We start from the raw sequence: 21810 nt of genomic DNA, 5'->3' as shown, positions 1-21810 counted from the left end.
ATTGTGGTTACATTATGGTTAGGCCACGAAGAGAATTCCGCTAGATGGCATGACTTGAATCAATTCAGCTTGGTGTTTTTGCTATAATATCCGATATTAAGCACATAAAGCTGATTTTTTGTACTGACCCATGTGCAAGACATAATCGGCAGATAAAGAATTTTAAAAAATCGCATCTACAAGTTCAGAGGTAGTCATGGTCAAGAAAATCGGTGTACTAACAAGCGGCGGTGACGCGCCAGGAATGAACGCAGCCATTCGTGGGGTGGTTCGTGCCGCTTTGTCAGCAGGGTTGGAAGTTTACGGTATTGAAGATGGCTACTTGGGCTTGTATGAAAATCGCATGAGAAAACTGGACCGCTACAGCGTGTCAGACATGATTAACCGCGGCGGTACTTTCTTGGGTTCTGCGCGTTTTCCAGAGTTTCGTGACCCGGAAAAACGTCAAGTTGCTCTACAGAACATGAGAGAGCGTGGCATTGATGGCTTGGTAGTTATCGGTGGTGACGGTTCTTATGCCGGTGCAGACTTGCTGACTAAAGAAGGTGGTATTCACTGTGTTGGCTTGCCGGGCACCATTGATAACGATGTGGCAGGCACTGACTATACCATCGGTTTCTTCACCGCTCTGGGAACGGTGGTTGAAGCGATTGACCGTCTGCGTGATACCTCGTCTTCACATCAACGTATCTCTATCGTAGAAGTGATGGGCCGTTATTGTGGCGACCTGACACTGGCGGCTGCCATTGCCGGGGGTTGCGAGTTTATCGCTATTCCTGAAGTCCCGTTCAAACGTGAAGATTTAGTTGCTGAAATTAAAGCGGGCATCGCTAAAGGTAAAAAGCACGCGATTGTCGCCATCACTGAAAAATTGGATGACATCGATGAGCTGGCTAAATACATCGAGAAAGAAACAGGCCGTGAAACCCGTGGTACCGTATTGGGCCACATTCAGCGTGGTGGTGCGCCGGTAGCCTATGACCGTATTTTGGCTTCCCGCATGGGGGCTTATGCGGTTGATCTGCTGCTGGAAGACCGCGACTATACGCAAGGTGGTTTCTGCGTCGGCGTACAAAACGAGAAAATGGTGCATGAATTAATCTCCGTTTGTATCGCGCCAGAGAATAAGAAAAGTAAATTTAAAGAAGATTGGTACGATACAGCGAAAAAACTGTTCTAAAACAGCCAGTCATTCGATAAAAAAGCCTCCGTTTCATTCATTCGCGGGGGCTTTTTGCGTTTAGCGGGTGGTATATTTCATATTGATATAATCAAAACTTTTTTATTCTTTAATTGGATGAAAAGTTTCTGGCACGCTCAGTCTCAAGCTAACTAACGTGGTTAATAGCCCTTTAAGTTTATAACAACAAATCTGGGGAGCGGATCAATGCGTAAATGGGGGGTAGGTTTGTTATTGTTGCTGTTGGCATCAGGTGCGATGGCAAAAGATATTCAATTGCTGAATGTGTCGTATGATCCGACGCGTGAGTTTTATCAAGAATATAACCAGGCATTTAGTCAGCATTGGCAAGCGCAAACCGGTGACAAAGTGACGGTGCGTCAATCGCATGGTGGTTCTGGCAAGCAGGCGACCTCGGTGATTAATGGTATTGAAGCTGATGTGGTGACACTGGCGCTGGCTTATGACGTCGATGCTATTGCTGAGCGTGGTCGTATTGATAAAGAGTGGATTAAGCGCCTACCGGATAACTCCGCACCGTATACCTCGACTATCGTGTTTCTGGTGCGTAAAGGTAATCCTAAACAGATTCATGATTGGTCTGATCTAGTGAAGCCCGGTATTTCTGTCATTACGCCTAATCCGAAAACCTCCGGTGGGGCGCGTTGGAACTATCTGGCGGCGTGGGGTTATGCGCTAGAGCATAATAATAACGATCAGGCCAAAGCGCAGGAATTTGTTAAAACGCTATATAAGAATGTGGAAGTATTGGATTCTGGCGCGCGTGGTGCTACTAACACTTTCGTTGAACGTGGGATTGGCGATGTATTGATTGCCTGGGAGAATGAAGCTCTGCTGGCAGTCAATGAAGTGGGTAAAGATAAGTTTGATATCATCACACCAAGCGTTTCTATTTTAGCGGAACCGACGGTATCGGTGGTTGATAAGGTGGTCGATAAGCGCGGCACCCGTGACGTCGCTGATGCATATCTGAAATACCTGTACTCACCGGAAGGCCAGACTATAGCGGCCAGGCACTATTATCGCCCACGAGATCCGACAGTCGCCGTTAAATTTGCCAATGAATTCCCGCAACTAAAATTGTTTACTATCGATGACGTCTTCGGCGGCTGGACTAAAGCACAGCAGACACATTTTGCGACGGGTGGCACCTTTGATGAAATAAGTAAGCGATAATCTTTAGCCGCACAAAAACAATAAAACCGGGGCTGGTGATTTCACCCCGGTTTTATAACGCTCAACAATAGCTTAAAGCATTAATTAGGCTTTTTTAGCTTTTGCAGCCGCTTTCACGATAACGGCAAAAGCATCGGCTTTCAGTGATGCACCGCCAACCAGCGCGCCGTCGATATCAGGCTGGGTGAACAGTTCAGCGGCGTTTTTGTCGTTAACAGAACCGCCGTACTGAATGATAACTTGCTGCGCAATTACCGCATCTTGCTTGGCAATATGGTCACGGATAAATTTGTGAACCGCTTGCGCTTGAGCAGGAGTGGCTGATTTGCCGGTACCGATCGCCCAAATGGGTTCGTAAGCGATAACCGTGCCTTCGAACGCTTTCACGCCCAAAGTATTCAGCACCGCGTCCAGTTGTTTGGCACATACCGCTTCAGTTTGACCTGCTTCGTTTTCTGCTTCGGACTCACCGATGCACAATACCGGGATCAAGCCTGCGTCTTTCAGCACGCCAAATTTCTTGGCGATGAATTCATCACTTTCTTTGTGATAAGTCCGACGCTCAGAGTGACCGATGATGATGTATTGCGCACCGATATCTTTCAGCATTTCAGCAGAGGTTTCACCAGTAAATGCGCCAGACAGGTTCACGTCAACATTCTGTGCACCCAGAGCGATACGGCTACCCGCCAGCTCATGTTTAGCCTGATTCAGATAGATAGCCGGTGGGGCAATGGCAACGCCACAGCCGTCAACCGTGCTCAATTCTTTGCGCAGGCCAGCGATAAGCTCGTTAACCATGTGAGTGCTACCGTTCAGCTTCCAGTTACCCATTACTAATGGATGACGCATGTTACTTCCTCCAACAAGGGACGCGAGGGTCAATAATAATGACTGCCAACAGGCAGTTTACCTGTCCAACAGTATAGAGATGATCAGTGGCAATGGCTTTGCTTTTCGTCATTAATTGCAACGACATCACGAATCAGATAGTGACAGCTTAATCGGTTCAACCGCGAAGGTAAGCCCTTTTTCACCGTTGTCTGCCACAACATAGCGAATCGCGCCGACCGTATTAACGTGGAAAGGTAACCCTTTGCCTTTTGCCAGCAGGCTTTGCACATTATCGAGACTTTGTTGTAGCGTTAGCGTCGGTTCAAACTGGCGCATCAGAGCCGCCATATAATTGACCGCCACCAGCCTGGCGGCTTTCTCCTCACTGCCTTTTATTGGTAAATAAGTGATCTGTATGGTTTTAATCTTACCGGTGCCTTTTTCCAGTGCAGTGGAAGCATAGAGATTCTCATTAATCTTACTGGCAGCGCGCGTCAGCGGCGGTAAGTCATCTTGTAGCGTAATTGCGTGAAACTCACTGATAGGCCGTGTTGGGTTGGCTCGGTTGTAGCTTTCGCGGAATTTTACCAGCGTCAAATCAAAGGTCGGTGCCCCGGAAAGCAGATAAGGCGCGGTTGGTTGAGCCTCTTCGACTGGCTGGCCGCTGTCATCAGCAGGATCGGCATGAGCGCGACTAACTGTTGCTATTAGCAGCAGTAGTGTCAGCATTGCGACTCTTTTTTTTCTCATGACTACGCCGTCGTTAGGTGTGTGTGTAGGGGATTAAAGCGGTTATAGGGGGTGATTGTCAAAATTCACTGCAAAGATTATAGGTTAGTTAGTGCCTTGAGGTACACTTTGGTCGAAATAATATAAGGTAAATGGATCGGGTCGTTAATGACAATACAGCAGTGGTGTTTCTCATTTAAAGGCCGTATCGGGCGGCGGGATTTTTGGATCTGGATCGGCCTGTGGCTCGCGGCCATGCTGGTTGTTTTCACCTTGGCGGGCAAGGATGTTCTGCCTATTCAAACCGCGGCTTTTGCTATCGTTTTTTTACTGTGGCCAACGGCGGCAGTGGTGGTCAAACGGCTACATGACCGCAATAAAGCGGGCTGGTGGGCGCTATTAGTGGTTCTGGCCTGGATGCTGATGGCCGGTAACTGGCAGATGATGGCACCTGTTTGGCAATGGGGTGTCGGGCGTTTTATCCCCACACTTATTATTGTCATGATGTTTATTGATTGTGGTGCGTTTGTCGGGAGCGAAGGAGATAACCGTTTTGGCCCAGAAGCTGAGCCAGTTAAGTTTTTAGCAGAGAAAGCGCAGTAGTTCCCTTACGCTTAATCGACGGGTAAACACGCCGTTAGGGTCGTGAACCGCCAAAGTGTTCACCCCCGTCACGGTGTGTTTACCAATACTGTTCGCTGGTCATATGACCAGGTTTGCGGCGTAAGTGTTTACGCATCTCACGTTGTTCTTTCAGCAATTGCTGGGTATCACGCACCATCTGCGGGTTGCCACACAGCATCACATGGCTGTCTTGTGCATCTATTTTAAGGCCGACCGCCGCTTCCAGTGAACCATTCTCAATCAGTGCTGGCACCCTGCCGGTTAACGAGCCGGGTGACTCTTCACGGCTGACCACGGTCTGGATACGTAACTTGCCGTTATAGCGCTGCTCAAGTTGTTGCATCAGGGGTAAGTAACTGAGATCACGGGTAAAACGTGCCGCATGGAGTAACACCACATTTTTGAAGCGCTCCAAATCACGCCCTTCTTGTAAAATCGACAGATAAGGGCCAATCGCCGTGCCGGTTGCCAGCATCCACAGCGTTTCGCAATCGGGGATCTCTTCCAACACAAAAAAGCCTGCGGCTTGCTTGGTGATCATCACTTCGCCGCCCACCGGCAGTTGATCCAGCCGTGGGCTGAGTTTGCCTTCCGGCACGGTGACCAGATAGAACTCCAGATTATCATCGCTCGGTGCATTGACGTACGAGTAAGCCCGCTGCACTCGCTCACCGTCAATATCTAATGCCAGCTTGGCGAATTGACCGGCAGTAAAGGGATCAATTGGCGCATTGACCCGAATACTAAACAACGAATCTGTCCAGTGTTCGATGTGAGTAATCTTGCCACTAACCCATTCAGCCATAATTCTGATTCCCTTTATTCAAATACTTATCGAAAGTAGTACCAAAAGCGATGACAATATTTTAGGGCATTTGCTAGAAAAAAATTATCGATTACGTGTGCATCCTTCGTTCTGCCGTTGTTACACCGTATGGACAGTTTACTTTACGGCGGTGGTGGTTTTATCTGCCAGTCGGTCATTTGGCAATATGTCGTGCTGGCTCGCTAAAATTTCCAAATTTGTTAGCTTATGCGCCGATAGTGAGGTGTACCACTTTTCGATCTCGGCGTGGTACGTATTGCGGCTAATTAATTAGTTAAGACAATGAGAAAAATAGAGAATTTCCACCTGCTGGTAATGTTAATTCTGTTGGTTGCGGTTGGTCAGATGGCACAAACCATTTATGTGCCGGTGATTGCGGATATCGCCCGCGATTTATCGGTTCGCACCGGAGTGGTACAGCGCGTCATGGCGGCGTATCTACTGACCTATGGTTTTTCACAACTGATTTATGGACCGCTATCAGACCGCGTCGGGCGTCGCCCAGTGATTCTGGCCGGTATGATGATATTCATGTTGGGGGCGCTCGGTGCGTGGCTGGCGGGCAGCCTGACTATGCTGGTGGCAGCCAGCGCCCTGCAAGGGATGGGCACCGGCGTGGCCGGTGTGATGGCGCGCACCATGCCGCGAGATTTATATGCAGGTACTGCGTTACGTTATGCCAACAGTATGCTGAACATGGGGATTTTGGTCAGCCCGCTCATGGCACCGGTTATCGGTGGGTTATTGGCAAGTCTATTTGGCTGGCGGGCCTGCTATGCATTTCTGCTGTTTTTATGCGGCTGTGTAGCATTTTGTATGTTCCGCTGGTTACCGGAAACTCGGCCACAGCAAACTGAAAAACGCCCAATGCTGGCCAGCTTTCGCCTGCTGCTATCCGATGGCGCGTTTAGCTGCTATATGGTGATGCTGGTTGGGGCGCTGGCGGGGATTGCGGTATTTGAAGCCAGTGCGGGTGTGCTGATGGGCGGCGTGCTGGGGCTAAGTGGGGTTACAGTGAGTATTTTATTCATCTTACCAATACCTGCGGCGTTCTTTGGTGCATGGTATGCCGGTCGTGACGGTAACTCCTTCCATAACCTGATGTGGCACTCAGTGATCAGTTGCTTATTAGCGGGCTTGATGATGTGGGTTCCCGGCTGGTTTGGCATCATGAATATCTGGACGCTGGTGATACCGGCGGCGCTGTTTTTCTTTGGCGCAGGCATGTTGTTCCCACTCGCCACCACAGGAGCGATGGAGCCATTCCCTTATCTGGCCGGTGCGGCGGGTGCCTTGGTCGGTGGGTTGCAGAATATAGGGTCAGGGCTGGCGACCTGGTTGTCTGCCATGTTGCCGCAAACCGGGCAATTCAGCCTGGGATTGCTGATGTTTGCTATGGCGATAGTGATATTGCTGTGCTGGTGGCCACTCTCCCATCGGATGCAACCGCAAGAGCATCGGGTTTAACCGCTATCTTGTGAACGAAGGGATTAACGCACCTGGGGGCGCTTCCCCTTCGTTTAACTTTAAATCAGCCGCCAGTATTTTAACTTTTTTGCTAAATAATTCGTGAGCCGAATTACAGCAAGAACTCATGCAGTGCCGGGTCTTTGCGATCAAGGAAGTGGGTCGAACGGATACGGCGGATGGTACGGGATTTACCGCGAATCAGCAGTGTTTCCGTGGTTGCCATGTTCCCTTTGCGATAAATGCCTTCCAGCAGGTCACCTTTGGTTATTCCGGTGGCAGAGAAAATCACATTATCATTCCGTGCCATATCACCCAGCAGCAGCACTTTGCCTGCTTCAATGCCCATCGCTTTGCAGCGTGCCAATTCTGCTTCACCGATGCGACGGTTATCTTGGTTATCACCCTTCACCTGATGGCGTGGTAATAATCGGCCTTGCATATCTCCGTCCAGTGCACGAATAACCGCAGCAGAAATGACCCCTTCAGGTGCGCCACCGATGCAGTACATCACATCGACTTCACTTTCTGGCATACAGGTCAGAATAGAGGCTGCGACATCGCCGTCCGGAATAGCGAACACTTTGACACCCAGTTGCTGCATTTCGGCGATGATGCCGTCATGGCGCGGTTTCGCCAGCGTAATAACCGTTAAGTCTGTCAGTGGCTTATTGAGTTTAGTGGCGATATTGCGCAGGTTTTTTTCCAGTGGCAAGTTTAGGTCGATAGTCCCTTTGGCTCCCGGCCCCACTACCAGTTTTTCCATATACATATCAGGCGCATGTAGAAATGTGCCTTTATCCCCCACCGCCAGCACTGCGAGCGCATTGGCCTGACCCATTGCGGTCATGCGGGTGCCTTCAATCGGATCTACCGCGATATCCACTGCATCACCGTGGCCGGTACCGACGTTTTCGCCGATATACAGCATCGGGGCTTCATCGATTTCACCTTCACCGATAACAATCTGCCCATCAATATTGACCTGATTGAGCATAATGCGCATGGCATGTACGGCAGCACCGTCAGCGGCATTTTTATCGCCCCGACCCAACCACTTATAACCTGCTAGTGCAGCAGCTTCGGTGACACGGGAAAACTCGATGGCTAGTTCACGTTTCATGGTTAGACCTGTTGATTGCGCAATGGCGGAGTTGGATATGGGCGAGAATTCTATCACTCTTCGTACTTGAAGTCGTAGGAGGTTAGTGGTGCTGGTTATTTGGCTTATGTGGGTTAATAAAAAAAGCGCCATCGGGGGGATCGATGGCGCTTTTTTGAGAACTGACAACAGGCGGCCTGTTACTCTTCGTGATCTTCCCACGCTTGAGCACGGGCCACGGCTTTCTTCCAGCCACGGTAGCGGACATCACGTTCGGTAGTTTCAATCCCTGGGCGGAATTCACGTTCAATCGTGGCTTTGCTCTTCACTTCGTCTAAATCATTCCAGAAGCCGGTCGCCAGACCCGCCAGGAACGCAGCACCCAGTGCAGTACTTTCACGGATTTCAGGGCGCTCAACGCGCGTGCCCAGAATGTCTGCCTGGAACTGCATCAGGAAGTTGTTCGCTACCGCACCACCATCAACACGTAGCGATTTGAGGCGCGCACCGGAATCCGCTTGCATGGCATCCAGTACATCACGCGTCTGATAAGCAATAGATTCGAGTGTTGCACGGATAATGTGATTGCTGTTAACACCACGGGTTAGGCCGAAAATAGCACCACGCGCATACGGATCCCAATACGGCGCACCGAGGCCGGTGAAGGCAGGCACCACATACACGCCGTTGCTGTCTTTCACTTTGGTGGCGAAGTATTCAGAGTCATCGGCATCGCTAATCAGTTTCAGCTCATCGCGCAGCCACTGGATGGAGGCACCACCAATGAATACCGCGCCTTCCAGTGCATAGTTAACTTCACCGCGTGGGCCGCAGGCGATGGTGGTCAGCAAGCCATGTGTGGACTGAACCGCTTCCGTGCCGGTGTTCATCAGCAGGAAGCAGCCGGTACCGTAGGTGTTTTTTGCCATCCCCGGTTGTACACAAAGCTGGCCGAACAGCGCGGCTTGCTGGTCACCAGCAATACCAGCGATTGGAATACGTGTCCCGCCTTTACCACCAATGTTGGTCTGGCCGTAAATTTCTGACGATGGGCGAACTTCAGGCAGCATTGAGCGCGGGATATTCAGCGCTTTCAGCATGCGCTCATCCCACTCTTTGGTGCGGATATTAAACATCATGGTACGCGACGCATTGGTGTAATCCGTTACGTGTACACGGCCTTGAGTCATGTTCCACACCAGCCAGGTGTCTACGGTACCAAACAGCAACTCGCCACGTTCAGCGCGTTCACGGGCACCTTCTACGTTATCGAGAATCCATTTTACTTTAGTGCCGGAGAAATAAGGGTCAACCACCAAGCCGGTGTTATAGCGGATGTACTCTTCCAGCCCCTCTTTTTTTAGTTTCTCACAGATATCGGCGGTACGGCGACATTGCCAGACGATAGCGTTATACACCGGTTTACCGGTCGCTTTATCCCAAACAATGGTGGTTTCACGTTGGTTGGTAATACCGATACCGGCGATTTCGTCAGAATTGATCCCCGCCTTCGCCAGCACTTCAACCAAGGTGGAGCTTTGTGTCGCCCAGATCTCCATCGGATCATGTTCGACCCAACCGGCTTTGGGATAGATTTGAGTGAATTCACGCTGAGAAACACTCACGATATTGGCATCATGATCTAACACCACGGCTCTGGAACTGGTGGTTCCCTGATCAAGCGCGACAATGTATTTCTTTTGAGTAGTATTTTCAGTTGTCATAATTAGCCTACTTATAAGTTTTCGTAAATCTATTGGGTAGTATCTATTATTTATGCTTTACGTTCTGTGGTCGTTGCCGTGGTTTCTTCTTCCTCTGCAACACACACATCACACGGCAAATGGCGGCCTATCAGAGCGCGATAGCCAAATGCGCCTAACAGCGCACCAACGATAGGGCCGAAGATAGGAACCAGGAAGTAAGGAATATCACGACCACCGGTGAAGGCGATTTCGCCCCAACCCGCTAAATAAGCAAATGCTTTTGGACCAAAATCACGCGCTGGGTTTAAGGCAAAACCAGTCAGTGGCCCCATTGATGCACCAATAACGGCAATCAGAATACCAATCAACAGTGGCGCCAGTGGGCCACGGGGAATGCCGTTGCCATCATCGGTCAGGGCCAGAATCAGGCACATCAAAATAGCGGTAATCACAGTTTCAACCAGGAAAGCCTGGAAAACAGAAATATGTGGATTCGGGTAAGTAGAGAAGATACCGGCCAAATTGAGGCTTTCGGTACTGCCACGCACCATCTGGTGGGTTTGTTCGAAATCAACGAACAGGTTGTAATACAGGCCGTAGACTAACGCTGCGGCACAAAATGCACCGGCAACCTGCGCCACAATGTAAGGGATAACTTTACGGCGATCGAAGCAGGCGAATAACCACAATGCGATGGTTACGGCCGGATTAAGATGTGCGCCCGAGATGGCTGCTGTCAAATAGATGGCCATAGCAACGCCCAGGCCCCAAATGATACTGATTTCCCACTGCCCAAAACTGGCCCCTGCCAACTTCAGTGCGGCAACACAGCCGACACCAAAAAAGATCAGCAGACCGGTACCGAGAAACTCTGCGATACATTGGCCCTTTAAGGTAGAACTAGCGGTTTGGCTCATAGTTGTGTCCTACAGACAGAGATTTATAGGGTATTTCTTATTTTTGCCCCTCAAGTAATCAGGGGAGTGATGTAAATTTATCGTTAACGAGCACAAACGAGAAATAGCGAAATCAAAATGTGTGTGGTCTGTCATAAAAATGAGCGCTTTCGCGTTATCTGCAGTGATTAAGGTACTTTCAAAGTGTGATCAGACCAGTGTTTTCCCATTGGGTTGTTAAATCCATGTATAAATCTAAAAGATAGGAGCGGAGGATTTTCGGCTTTTGCTGATAGTTACGGAAACGAAATTGCTACAGAGTGTGGTTTGTACCAGTATGCCGCTAGACAGGGGGGGGCTGGCTACATACAATCAGTTCAATAAGAGCATCACTTCCTTAAGCTGTGTCGCCTTTGCGATGGAACGTGTTGAGCATAGCGCTTGTTACACGAGTTTGATGCATATATAGCGCGATAAGTATTCACTGCAGTTTTATCTGTCGATTGTTGCTTTAGGTCATACAATGACTTTAGTAAATCATGATGGCTGCGACCAAAAGATGTACGCCTTGCGACTCATAAGGGGACCGAAGAATGTCATTTGAAGTATTTGAGAAATTGGAAGTAAAAGTTCAGCAGGCGATTGACACCATCACGTTGTTACAGATGGAAATTGAAGAGCTGAAAGAGAAAAATAACACCTTGTCCCAAGAAGTTCAGGATGCTGCTGGTGGCCGTGAAGCGTTAGTGCGCGAAAATGAGCAACTGAAACAAGAGCAGCATGTGTGGCAGGATCGTCTGCGGGCACTGTTGGGAAAGATGGAAGAGGTCTGAGTGCCAGTTGGCTAAAGCATCATCAGTACGTTGTTGAAAGCCGCTAGTCACGCAGCCACTTCGAGTACGAAAGGCAAAAAGGGCGATATCAATATCGCCCTTTCTAATCGGAATTATCTATAAGCCAGAGGGATGTTATTCAATATCCAGCGGTTCTTCTGACAAGATGATCCCGGTGTTATCAACATACAGATGGTCGCCGGAGAAGAAGGTGACACCGCCGAAATTCACGCGGATATCGCTCTCGCCCACCCCTTCATCGGCTGCACCGACCGGAATGGCAGCCATTGCCTGAATACCGATATCTAACTCAGCCAGATCGTCTACCTGACGCACGGCACCATAAACAACAATGCCTTCCCAATTGTGATCTAATGCCAGCTGTGCCAATTCAGCATCAATTAATGCACGGCGCACTGAACCGCCGCCATCAACGACCAGAACACGGCCAAGACCATCTTCTTCGAGTAGATCGAACAACAAGCCGTTATCTTCGAAACATTTTACGGTAGTAATCTTGCCACCAAATGAAGTACGCCCGCCAAAATTGGAGAACAGAGGTTCTACCACATTTACCTCTTCATGATAGATGTCACAGAGATCGGAAGTATCATATTTCATAGGATTAACGTCTGGTTGCGGCTGGGATGGTAAGTATATCCCTTTCTGCCTACTGTTTGCAAAATCATCAATTGTTAAATTCATCCGGGCAGCCTTATTGGCAGCAGCCCGGCGAGTATTTTAACGCGAACGGACAGGGCTTAGTTGAATACCAAACCTACGGCGAACAGGATATTGGTCAGCAAGGCGGCTTTGACCATGTGCTCTAGCATTGGGCGCATACCCGTTGCTGTGGGGTCATGCAATACCAGTCCGACGTGTTTGGCCAACAAGGGAATGGCCAGAATAAAGAGCCAACCCGCCCAATTATGCAGATAAAGAATAGTGAATAATGTCAGGCAGAAGATAGCCGCGACAATCAGCAGGGCATGATAATAACGTGCGACTACCGGGCCTAAACGCACTGCTAGCGTATTTTTACCGTTGGCTTTATCATTTTCGATATCGCGCAAATTATTAATATTCAACACAGCAGTTGCCAGTAAACCACAGGCGGTCGCTGGTAGCATGACGATACTGTCGAAATGCCCGGCTTGCAGATAATAAGTCCCGGCGACACTGAGCCAGCCGAAAAATACCAATACCGAGATGTCACCTAACCCCATGTAGCCATAGGGTTTTCTCCCCACTGTATAGGTAATGGCTGCGAGAATGGCCATTAATCCGAGTAGCAGGAAGCCGAGGACGTCACTGGGTTTTTCACAAGCCACGCCAATCAGTGCTATCCCAGAAAGCACGGTGAGGGTTACGGTGATTATCAGTGCCACTTTCATCTGTTGACGGCTAATCACCCCTTTCTGCATCCCACGCAATGGCCCGATACGTTCTTCGGTATCACTGCCCTTAATGGCATCACCATAATCATTGGCGAGATTGGACAAAATTTGTAACAGTCCGGCAGTTAATAAGGCGAGCAATGCGACTGCCGGTTTAAAACTATCAAGCCAGACAGCCAGAGCTGAACCGGTAACGATAGAGGCAAAGGCCAGTGGCAGTGTTTTTGGCCGTAGGCTTTCCAGCCAAGCCTGGGTCTGGCTGGTGCTGGTTAAGCGGGTATTAGTTGATTGGCTCATGTTCTGCTTCATTGTATAGGAGTCTGGGCCGCCCATATCGGCGAGTTAAAACCATCATATAATAAAAATAAGAGTGGGAGGCGATGCCTCCCACTCTTAAATTGGCGAACCATTTTATCCAGCAAAGGCATATAAAGCGAATTATAGGATAAAACGACTCAAATCTTCATCTGCTACCAACTCATCCAGATGCTTACCGACATATTCCGCATCAATAGTGATGGATTGACCATTACTTTCGCTGGCGTCATAGGAGATATCTTCCATCAGACGCTCCAGTACCGTATGTAAACGACGTGCGCCGATATTCTCGGTGCTTTCGTTCACCTGCCATGCGGCTTCAGCGATTTTACGGATACCTTCACGGGTAAAATCAACGGTGACACCTTCGGTCGCCATCAATGCTTTGTACTGCTCGGTCAATGATGCACTCGGCTCAGTCAAGATGCGTTCGAAATCATCGGTGGTCAGCGCCTGCAACTCAACACGGATCGGCAAACGACCTTGCAGCTCTGGAATCAGGTCTGACGGGCTGGATACCTGGAATGCGCCAGAAGCAATAAACAGAATATGGTCAGTTTTCACCATGCCGTGTTTGGTTGAAACGGTACACCCCTCCACCAGTGGCAGCAAGTCACGCTGCACCCCTTCACGCGACACATCTGGGCCTGAAGTCTGACCGCGTTTACAGATTTTATCGATTTCGTCGATAAATACGATCCCGTGCTGCTCGACCGCATCAATCGCCTGCTGTTTCAGCTCTTCTGGATTAACCAGTTTCGCTGCTTCTTCTTCAATCAGCAGTTTGAAGGCTTCTTTGATTTTGATTTTCCGCGGTTTTTGTTTCTGACCGGCGATATTCTGGAACATGGATTGCAACTGGTTCGTCATCTCTTCCATGCCCGGAGGTGCCATGATTTCAACCCCTACCGGTGACGCTGCCAAATCAATTTCAATTTCTTTGTCATCCAACTGACCTTCACGCAGTTTTTTGCGGAAAGCCTGACGGGTGGCCGATGGCTCTTGTGTTTCATCCGCCTGGCCCCAGTTATTTTTGGCCGGTGGAATCAGCACATCCAAAATGCGTTCTTCGGCCAGTTCTTCAGCACGATAGCGCATTTTCTCAATTGACTGCTGACGCACCATTTTAATCGCCGCATCGGTTAGATCGCGGATGATAGAGTCCACTTCTTTACCAACATAGCCCACTTCGGTGAATTTAGTCGCTTCAACTTTAATGAACGGCGCATTGGCCAGTTTCGCCAGACGGCGGGCAATTTCAGTTTTACCTACACCGGTTGGGCCGATCATCAGAATGTTTTTCGGAGTAACTTCATGGCGCAGCTCTTCGTTAAGCTGCATCCGACGCCAGCGGTTGCGCAGGGCGATCGCCACTGCTCGCTTGGCTTTATCCTGGCCGATGATATAGCTATCAAGCTCGCTGACTATCTCGCGTGGGGTCATTTCAGACATGTCACTCTATCCTTACGCTTTATACGTTAATTCTTCGATGGTTTGGGTGCGGTTGGTGTAGATACAGATATCCCCCGCAATGCTCAAAGATTTCTCCACGATATCTTTGGCACCTAAATCAGTATTTTCTAACAATGCGCGTGCAGCCGATTGGGCATAAGGCCCGCCGGAGCCGATAGCAATCAGATCATCCTCAGGCTGAATCACATCACCGTTACCGGTAATGATAAGTGATGCCGTTTCATCGGCCACGGCTAGCAGAGCTTCAAGTTTGCGTAACATGCGGTCAGTGCGCCAATCTTTGGCTAGCTCAACCGCAGCTTTAGTCAGATGACCCTGATGCATTTCCAGTTTGCGTTCAAATAGCTCAAACAGGGTAAAGGCATCGGCAGTACCGCCAGCAAAACCGGCAATGACCTTATTGTTATAAAGGCGGCGTACTTTTCTGGCATTGCCCTTCATTACGGTATTACCCAGAGTGACCTGGCCATCACCACCTATAACGACATGACCATTACGGCGTACACTTACAATTGTTGTCACGAGCGAACCCTCGTTGCGGACTGAATGAGTCCCCGCCTGTCTGTCAAAAAACAGTACGGGGTATATTGAGTTTATAAATGGGGGAGGATTGCTACTTTTCAACCCCAACAGCGAGGGGAATGCATCCTGATTGGCCTGCGCTTTTCAAACGCTGCAAGGTTTTATCTGCGGCAGCCTTGGTGCTGTAGGGGCCGAGCACCACGCGATTCCAGCCACCACCAGAGGTAATGCGGCTTTCGATCCCTCCAAATGCTAACTGCGCTCGAATAGATTCGGCCTGATCAACAGCCTTGAATGAGCCACATTGCACCATCCAACGCTGGGTTTGTTCTTTCTCTTTTGCCGCTTTAGGTGGCGTAACCGCCTGTGTTACCGGTGCAGTTGGTGTTGTACGTGGCACTTGTGCCGGTTTTGGTGCTGGTGTCTGTACTGGCACCTGCGTTTGCGGTTGCACCGGTGTGAGTGCCTGACGTGGTGGCGTTAACGGTTGCTGCTGCATCGTTGTGACCGGTGGTTTGATAGTCACCGCAGATCGCGGTACTGGCATCCCTTGGTTATACGGCACCTCTGACAGTTGCGTTGGCTGCTGACGCATATCCGCCTGCATCTGTTCCAGCAGTTGGCGCTGCTCATTGGTCAGTTGTGTTTTAGCATTCACTTCACCACCCGCTGAAGGCTCAGTGGGTGTCTGAACGCCAATCTGGCGATTTTCCAGTTCTTTAATATAACGCCAGCGTTCTTCCGGTTTAGGGGGTAACCCATTACCGGTACGTGGATCATGACTGGGAAGCAGCGGAAGTTCACCCGGCTTATTGTGGGTGATGAAATAGAGGCCACCAACAAATACCACTAATAGCGCGACAGCCAGTGCTATCACGGTTTTAGATACTGCTGGAGCACTGCTTTTTTTCCGGCTGGTGCTTTTGCGCCGCGCTCCTGAGCGCCCTCGGCTTACATAATCTCTTTGTGCCACTATCGTTTCGCTGCGTCGTAATGATGGAATAAGTCCGTCATGTTACTGAACCTCTGAATATTTGCCTAGCGTTTAGGCGCAGCAGTACTTTCCCTGATGATTAACTCGGTGCTTAATAAGCGGGAACCACTTTGTACTGGATGCCCTTGTAACTGCTCAAGCAATAGTAACATGGCTTGCCGGCCAATTTCATAACGTGGTTGTGCCACGGTGGTCAAGGGAGGATCGCAATATTGCGATAATTTCAGATTGTCAAAGCCCACCACCGAGACATCCTGCGGGATGCGTAGCCCCATTTTCTTTGCCTGCCACATAGCGCCTATCGCCATCACATCATTGTGACAAAATATTGCAGTGGGTGCGGGAGACTGCGCCATCAGTTTAATAAAGGTTTCAGCCCCTGCTTCATAGCTGAAATCACCACGGACAATATAGTCGCTGTTAACCGCAATACCATTACGGCGTAGTGCCTGGATATACCCTTGTAGTCGATATTGGCACAATGGAAAACTCTCCGGCCCGGCAATACACGCAATTCGTTCATGCCCCAATCTGTGTAGATAATCAACCGCTTCAAAGGCGGCAGTCAGGTTATCGATATGGACGGTGGGTAATTCTAATTCAGGCGAAAACTCATTAGCCATCACCATCGGCGGCAAATTACGTTGCTCTTCTTTGCTGGCATCAAAAGGCAGATTGGAACCGAGCAACAACATGCCATCTATCTGTTTGGTGATAATCAGATTTACAAAAGTGCGTTCTTGCTGAGTTTGTTGCGCGCAATCGCCAATCAGTATCAGATAGTCCTGCTGCGCTGCGGCGAACTCAATGCCTTGAATGATATCGGCAAAGAACGGGTCACTGATATCTGGCACGATGACCAGAATAGTTCGCGATTCGTTACGTTTAATATTGCGGGACAAAGCATGGGGAGAGTAGCCAACTGCCAGTACAGCCTGTTCAACCTTCTGCCGGGTCATCGTTGAAACCTTTTCCGGGTTCATTAATGCGCGTGACACCGTTGCAGTAGAAACACCGGCCATTTCAGCAACGTCTTTCATGGTGGCCATCGTAAATTCTTTCTTATGTTCCAACGCCTTTCTCCTTGCTCTGGCTCCTGGCCAGCACCGATGCTTAATGCAGGCTTTACCTCATTCTATACAGATAGTGGGGGTAATTTGTTACCTAATTTGCATGAAAAGTGTGACATAAGTAGGTTTTTTCGAACTGGCTCGCAGAAAGCAGGGTAATCGATTGCCTTGTGGCACAGCTCAAACAATAACTTACCTTTATATCAGAGCATGGCGGAGGTTAGCTATCTATGGGATCGACATCCAACGTCCACTTAACCTTACGCGCTTGTGGCAATGTGTTAATGAGTGGTTGAGACGTTTTAATCAGCCGTTGCAGCAATTGCCGTGAGGGATGTTGCAACAATAATTGCCAGCGGAAACGCCCGCCGCGTTTGGCCTGCAATGCGGGCACCGGCCCCATAATCCACAGAGCGTCATCTTTGAGTGGGCTGGCTTCCAGCAAATTACGTAATTGTTGCAAAAACTGCGCCGATTGCTGGTTATCGTGATCTTCACTGCGCACGATGATATGGCTGGTGTAAGGCGGTAAAAATACGCTTTTGCGCTCTTCTAATGCCTGTTTGGCAAAGGCGTCATAGCCTTGCTGTAATAAAATTTGCAGCAAGGGGTGCTCAGGATGGTGAGTTTGCAAAATGACTTCACCCTGTTTACCGGCCCGGCCTGCGCGGCCTGAAACTTGAGTATAAAGCTGCGCAAAGCGCTCTGCCGAACGGAAATCAGCCGAAAACAGTGCGCCATCGACGTCCAGCAACGCCACCAACGTGACATCGGGGAAGTGGTGCCCTTTCGCCAGCATTTGGGTGCCAATCAAGATGCGTGCGCCGCCCTGATGAACATCTGCCAGATGCTGCTCCAGCGAGCCTTTGCGACTGGTGGTATCGCGATCAATACGGGTGATCGGCGTATCCGGAAACAGTGGGGCCAGCTCGTTCTCTAATTGCTCAGTCCCTACGCCGACAGAAACTAAATGCGTCGTGCCGCATTTGGGGCATTGCTGTGGCACTGGGCGCTGGCTATCGCAGTGATGGCAGCGCAACTGACGGTGATTCTGATGCAGGGTATAATAGTGGTCACAGCGCTGGCATTCCGCAATCCAGCCACACTCATGGCACAGCAATGCGGGCGCATAACCCCGGCGGTTGAGGAACAGAATCACCTGATTATCCGCCTGCAAATGGGTTTTCATCCGTTTGAGTAACGGCTGAGACAGCCCCACTTTTAACGGTAACCCTTTCAGATCAAGCAAGTGCTGTAGTGCCAATTTAGCATTACCCGCTCGTTTCGATAGCGTTAGTTGGCGGTATTTGCCCATTTGCACGTTATGTAAGGTTTCCAGCGCCGGTGTTGCCGTGCCCATCACGATAGGAATACCTTCTTCGCGCGCACGGAATACCGCTAAATCGCGGGCATGGTAACGCCAGCCTTCTTGCTGTTTATAGGAGCTATCATGCTCTTCATCAATAATGATGACGCCCAGACGGGAGAACGGCGTGAACAGTGCGGAGCGGGTGCCGATAACAATGGCGGCTTCACCGTTACGCGCTCGTAGCCAGACCGATAAACGCTCGCTGTCATTTAAACCGGAATGGAGCACCTCAACTGGTGCATTGAAGCGCTCGCGAAAACGGGCGATCGTTTGTGGTGTTAGGCCGATTTCAGGCACCAAAACCAGCGCCTGACGGCCTTGCGCCAGAATATTTTCCAGCACGCTCAGATACACTTCTGTTTTACCGGAGCCGGTGACGCCCGCCAGCAACCAGGCAGAAAATTGGCAATCTTCGCTGCGGATCGCACCCACAGCGGTTGCCTGCTCGGTATTGAGCCGCAGGCGTTCACCCAGCACCGAAAAGCCATTACGCCAGTCAGTCATCGCTACTTCTTGCGCACGTAAATCAATCAACCCTTTGCTGCGCAATGCTTGCAGTGCGCTTTCGGTTAATGCCATTTCGTTAACTTGATGACGATAAACCGGTTTTTGCAATAATGCGGCCAGAGCCTGTTGCTGCTTGGGCGCGCGTTTTAAGCTTTCCGGCGGTGTGGCACGGCCCTGTTCGGTGGCAAACCATTGCCACAAGGGGGCGGATTGCGCAGGCTTCCCCTGGCGCAATAAAATTGGCAACGCGTGGAACAGCACTTCCCCGATGGGGTAGTGGTAATACTCGGTAGCCCAACACAAAATACGCCACAGGCTGGGTGGGAAAAGGCTGTCGTTATCCAGAACCGCATCAATGGCTTTCAGTTGTTCAAGGGGGAAGGTGCTGGTATCACTGATACCCACCACGATCCCGATGGCTTTACGCTTACCAAACGGCACACTGACGCGAGCACCCACTACCGGGCAGGCCATTGTGTTGTCCAGACGGTAATCAAAGGTGCGAGCCAGCGGAACGGGTAATGCCACTTGAACAACGGACATGTGTTTTTATCCTGATATTCCCGTCATACTTCAAGCTGCATGTGTGTTGGCTGTGCTCAATCACCCCAGTCACTTACTTATGTAAGCTCCTGAGGATTTACTCGCTTGCCGCCTTCTCGCAACTCGAATTATTTAGGGTATAAATAAAACGGTCTAATTAAAGATTGAATAGTTTACACCGCAAGCGGCGAAATGTGCGGATTCGATTGCGTGGCTTGGTCAAATTCTGTATTATTCGCCGCCTTTGGTATAATTTGATATCAAATCCTGTTAACAGCCGTTGTTTGTTTTATCAGCGCTTGTTATTTTCTAATCGTGTGGTGTCTGGCGGAACAGGGCTGGATAGCGACACGGCCTAATATAGAGGTTTCCATGAAACAAGGTATCCACCCTAAATACGAACAAGTTACTGCTTCTTGCTCTTGCGGTAATGTTATCAAGATCAACTCTACTGTTGGTCATGACCTGAATCTGGACGTGTGCGGCGAATGCCACCCGTTCTACACTGGCAAGCAGCGTGATGTTGCGACCGGTGGCCGTGTTGACCGCTTCAACAAGCGTTTCAGCGTGCCGGGTGCTACGAAGTAATTACTGCCCGTCAGACGAAAAAGGCGCCTTGGGCGCCTTTTTTCATGTCTACTCTTCAGGCCCACGTTGGGCCGTGAACCGATCAGTTGCTGGAAATCAATATTCCCAGGTATCGGGATCAACACCCAATTCACGCATTAAGATCTTCGCGGCTTCCGGGATTTCATCGCTGCGCTCTTTGCGCAGGTCTTCGTCATTCGGCAGCGGCTGGCCCGTAAATGCATGTAAAAAGGCTTCACACAACAACTCACTGTTAGTTGCGTGGCGCAGGTTGTTTACCTGACGGCGAGTCCGTTCATCGGTGAGGATTTTTAACACCTTCAGCGGAATGGATACCGTAATTTTTTTGACCTGCTCGCTCTTCTTGCCGTGTTCAGCGTAAGGGCTGACATACTCGCCGTTCCACTCAGCCATGGGACACCTTAAATTTGTCGGAAAAATACCAAGTTCTGAAAACCGGCCGATTATGCCCGATCTTCGCTGTTCTCACTAAATAAATGTCGATTTTACTAGACTAATGTCACTGAAATAACCTTTTTTGCTATTTATTGATAGCTATTACCTTTCTATGCCACTTTTGTGGTGAAACAAAGCACCACTGAAACCTGTCTGACATCATAAGGATATTTAAAACCTCTATAATTTTAGCGGTTATTATCCCATTGCTCAATCTATACGCAAAGAAGTTTAGATGTCCAGATGTATTGACGTCCGTAATTTGTGCGTCTACTCTGGCGTAACATTTTCTCGATATCCGGTTGGTGGAAATCCATATGACGCGTAAACAGGCAACCATAGCAGTGCGTAGCGGGTTGAACGATGACGAGCAATACGGCTGCGTTGTCCCCCCGATTCACCTTTCCAGTACCTATAATTTTATCGATTTTAATCAGCCACGCGCCCATGACTATTCTCGTCGCGGTAACCCGACGCGCGATGTGGTACAGCGTGCACTGGCGGAACTGGAAGGGGGAGCGGGTGCCGTCATGACCAGCAGCGGGATGTCGGCGATTCATTTGGTCTGTACCACCTTCCTTAAACCCGGCGATCTGCTGGTTGCTCCGCATGACTGTTACGGCGGCAGCTACCGTCTGTTCGACAGTTTAAGCAAACGCGGAGCCTATCGGGTTCTGTTTGTTGACCAAGGTGATGAAGTCGCATTAAGTCAGGCATTGGCTGAAAAACCCAAGCTGGTTTTGATTGAAACCCCAAGTAACCCACTGCTACGAGTGGTGGATATTGCCGCGATTTGTAAGGCTGCCCATGCGGTCGGTGCATTAACGGTTTGCGACAATACTTTCCTTAGCCCAGCGCTACAGCAACCGCTGGCTTTGGGCGCCGATCTGGTGGTGCACTCCTGCACCAAATATCTCAATGGTCATTCCGATGTGGTCGCCGGTGCGGTGATTGCCAAAGATCCTGAGTTGGCTGTCGAGCTGGCATGGTGGGCGAATAATATCGGCGTGACCGGTGCGGCATTTGACAGTTACTTGTTATTACGTGGGTTACGCACGCTGTCACCGCGTATGGCTCAACAGCAGCGTAACGCAGATGAAATTGTCCGTTATTTAGAGCAACAGCCTTTAGTGAAAAAGCTGTATCATCCTTCTCTGCCACAACATCCCGGCCACGAAA

The 21810-nt window shown here is 49.8% G+C and carries 21 protein-coding genes; 7 read left to right on the top strand and 14 right to left on the bottom strand.

Features of this window, described 5'->3' with window-relative positions:
* Window positions 1–196: 196 nt before the first annotated feature.
* Together pfkA and YALDO0001_RS16885 are read left to right on the top strand one after the other, a co-directional pair.
* On the top strand, window positions 197–1180 hold the full coding sequence (gene pfkA, locus YALDO0001_RS16890) for a 6-phosphofructokinase (RefSeq protein ID WP_004704816.1): 984 nt from the start codon (window positions 197–199) through the stop codon (window positions 1178–1180).
* A gap of 207 nt (window positions 1181–1387) precedes the next feature.
* Window positions 1388–2377 (top strand): sulfate ABC transporter substrate-binding protein, encoded by a 990-nt coding sequence (locus tag YALDO0001_RS16885; protein WP_004704815.1) that lies wholly within the window; start codon window positions 1388–1390, stop codon window positions 2375–2377.
* An 84-nt stretch (window positions 2378–2461) separates the two neighbouring features.
* On the opposite strand, the gene tpiA is transcribed toward YALDO0001_RS16885, so the two are convergent.
* Complete coding sequence (tpiA, locus tag YALDO0001_RS16880) at window positions 2462–3229, bottom strand: triose-phosphate isomerase (protein WP_004704811.1); 768 nt, start codon at window positions 3227–3229, stop codon at window positions 2462–2464.
* Window positions 3230–3355: 126 nt separating this feature from the next.
* Complete coding sequence (locus YALDO0001_RS16875) at window positions 3356–3961, bottom strand: DUF1454 family protein (RefSeq protein WP_042547278.1); 606 nt, start codon at window positions 3959–3961, stop codon at window positions 3356–3358.
* Window positions 3962–4108: 147 nt separating this feature from the next.
* Between YALDO0001_RS16875 and YALDO0001_RS16870 the strand changes: the two genes are divergently transcribed.
* A complete protein-coding gene (locus YALDO0001_RS16870) occupies window positions 4109–4543 on the top strand; it encodes a DUF805 domain-containing protein (protein ID WP_004704808.1) in 435 nt (144 codons plus the stop codon).
* Between the two features lie 79 nt (window positions 4544–4622).
* Here the strand turns inward: YALDO0001_RS16870 and fpr are convergent, their stop codons facing one another.
* Window positions 4623–5369, bottom strand: a complete 747-nt coding sequence (gene fpr, locus YALDO0001_RS16865) for a ferredoxin--NADP(+) reductase (protein WP_004704806.1) — start codon at window positions 5367–5369, stop codon at window positions 4623–4625.
* 303 nt (window positions 5370–5672) lie between these two features.
* Between fpr and emrD the strand changes: the two genes are divergently transcribed.
* Window positions 5673–6857 (top strand): multidrug efflux MFS transporter EmrD, encoded by a 1185-nt coding sequence (emrD, locus tag YALDO0001_RS16860; RefSeq protein ID WP_004704802.1) that lies wholly within the window; start codon window positions 5673–5675, stop codon window positions 6855–6857.
* Between the two features lie 112 nt (window positions 6858–6969).
* Here the strand turns inward: emrD and glpX are convergent, their stop codons facing one another.
* The 3 genes from glpX to YALDO0001_RS16845 all read right to left on the bottom strand — a co-directional run bounded on the left by glpX (window position 6970) and on the right by YALDO0001_RS16845 (window position 10582).
* Window positions 6970–7980, bottom strand: coding sequence for a class II fructose-bisphosphatase (gene glpX / locus YALDO0001_RS16855; protein WP_004704800.1), 1011 nt, complete (start codon window positions 7978–7980; stop codon window positions 6970–6972).
* Between the two features lie 179 nt (window positions 7981–8159).
* A complete protein-coding gene (gene glpK / locus YALDO0001_RS16850; RefSeq protein WP_004704798.1) occupies window positions 8160–9683 on the bottom strand; it encodes a glycerol kinase GlpK in 1524 nt (507 codons plus the stop codon).
* 50 nt (window positions 9684–9733) lie between these two features.
* Entirely contained in the window at window positions 9734–10582 is an 849-nt protein-coding gene (locus YALDO0001_RS16845; protein WP_004704797.1) for an MIP/aquaporin family protein, read from the bottom strand.
* 572 nt (window positions 10583–11154) lie between these two features.
* Here YALDO0001_RS16845 and zapB point away from each other — a divergent pair.
* A complete protein-coding gene (gene zapB, locus YALDO0001_RS16840; RefSeq protein WP_004704796.1) occupies window positions 11155–11394 on the top strand; it encodes a septal ring assembly protein ZapB in 240 nt (79 codons plus the stop codon).
* A gap of 135 nt (window positions 11395–11529) precedes the next feature.
* Here the strand turns inward: zapB and rraA are convergent, their stop codons facing one another.
* From rraA to priA, 7 genes are all read right to left on the bottom strand, one after another.
* Window positions 11530–12015 (bottom strand): ribonuclease E activity regulator RraA, encoded by a 486-nt coding sequence (gene rraA, locus YALDO0001_RS16835; RefSeq protein ID WP_004704795.1) that lies wholly within the window; start codon window positions 12013–12015, stop codon window positions 11530–11532.
* A 140-nt stretch (window positions 12016–12155) separates the two neighbouring features.
* Window positions 12156–13088 (bottom strand): 1,4-dihydroxy-2-naphthoate polyprenyltransferase, encoded by a 933-nt coding sequence (locus YALDO0001_RS16830; RefSeq protein WP_042840371.1) that lies wholly within the window; start codon window positions 13086–13088, stop codon window positions 12156–12158.
* 141 nt (window positions 13089–13229) lie between these two features.
* The gene (hslU, locus tag YALDO0001_RS16825; protein ID WP_004704790.1) at window positions 13230–14561 is read right to left on the bottom strand and encodes an ATP-dependent protease ATPase subunit HslU; all 1332 of its coding nucleotides are present in this window, start codon (window positions 14559–14561) and stop codon (window positions 13230–13232) included.
* Between the two features lie 12 nt (window positions 14562–14573).
* Window positions 14574–15104 carry an ATP-dependent protease subunit HslV gene (hslV, locus tag YALDO0001_RS16820; RefSeq protein ID WP_004704788.1) on the bottom strand — a complete coding sequence of 177 codons (531 nt, stop codon included), beginning with the start codon at window positions 15102–15104 and terminating at the stop codon, window positions 14574–14576.
* A gap of 91 nt (window positions 15105–15195) precedes the next feature.
* Window positions 15196–16077 (bottom strand): cell division protein FtsN, encoded by an 882-nt coding sequence (gene ftsN, locus YALDO0001_RS16815; RefSeq protein ID WP_004704787.1) that lies wholly within the window; start codon window positions 16075–16077, stop codon window positions 15196–15198.
* A gap of 65 nt (window positions 16078–16142) precedes the next feature.
* Entirely contained in the window at window positions 16143–17171 is a 1029-nt protein-coding gene (gene cytR, locus YALDO0001_RS16810; protein WP_042547272.1) for a DNA-binding transcriptional regulator CytR, read from the bottom strand.
* Window positions 17172–17388: 217 nt separating this feature from the next.
* Window positions 17389–19587, bottom strand: a complete 2199-nt coding sequence (priA, locus tag YALDO0001_RS16805; protein WP_004704785.1) for a primosomal protein N' — start codon at window positions 19585–19587, stop codon at window positions 17389–17391.
* A 372-nt stretch (window positions 19588–19959) separates the two neighbouring features.
* On the opposite strand from priA, the gene rpmE reads away from it, so the two are divergent.
* Window positions 19960–20175 (top strand): 50S ribosomal protein L31, encoded by a 216-nt coding sequence (gene rpmE, locus YALDO0001_RS16800; RefSeq protein WP_004704783.1) that lies wholly within the window; start codon window positions 19960–19962, stop codon window positions 20173–20175.
* Between the two features lie 96 nt (window positions 20176–20271).
* Here rpmE and metJ read toward each other — a convergent pair whose 3' ends face one another.
* The gene (metJ, locus tag YALDO0001_RS16795; protein WP_004392248.1) at window positions 20272–20589 is read right to left on the bottom strand and encodes a met regulon transcriptional regulator MetJ; all 318 of its coding nucleotides are present in this window, start codon (window positions 20587–20589) and stop codon (window positions 20272–20274) included.
* Window positions 20590–20948: 359 nt separating this feature from the next.
* Between metJ and metB the strand changes: the two genes are divergently transcribed.
* Window positions 20949–21810 (top strand): cystathionine gamma-synthase (gene metB, locus YALDO0001_RS16790; RefSeq protein ID WP_042840370.1); only part of this gene is annotated, 862 nt, incomplete at its 3' end.

Origin of the sequence: Yersinia aldovae ATCC 35236, assembly GCF_000173735.1 — a bacterium.
GTDB classification, from domain to species: Bacteria; Pseudomonadota; Gammaproteobacteria; order Enterobacterales; family Enterobacteriaceae; genus Yersinia; species Yersinia aldovae.
Note: the sequence above shows the minus strand (reverse complement) of the source record. Positions and strands in the feature narration are given on the sequence as shown.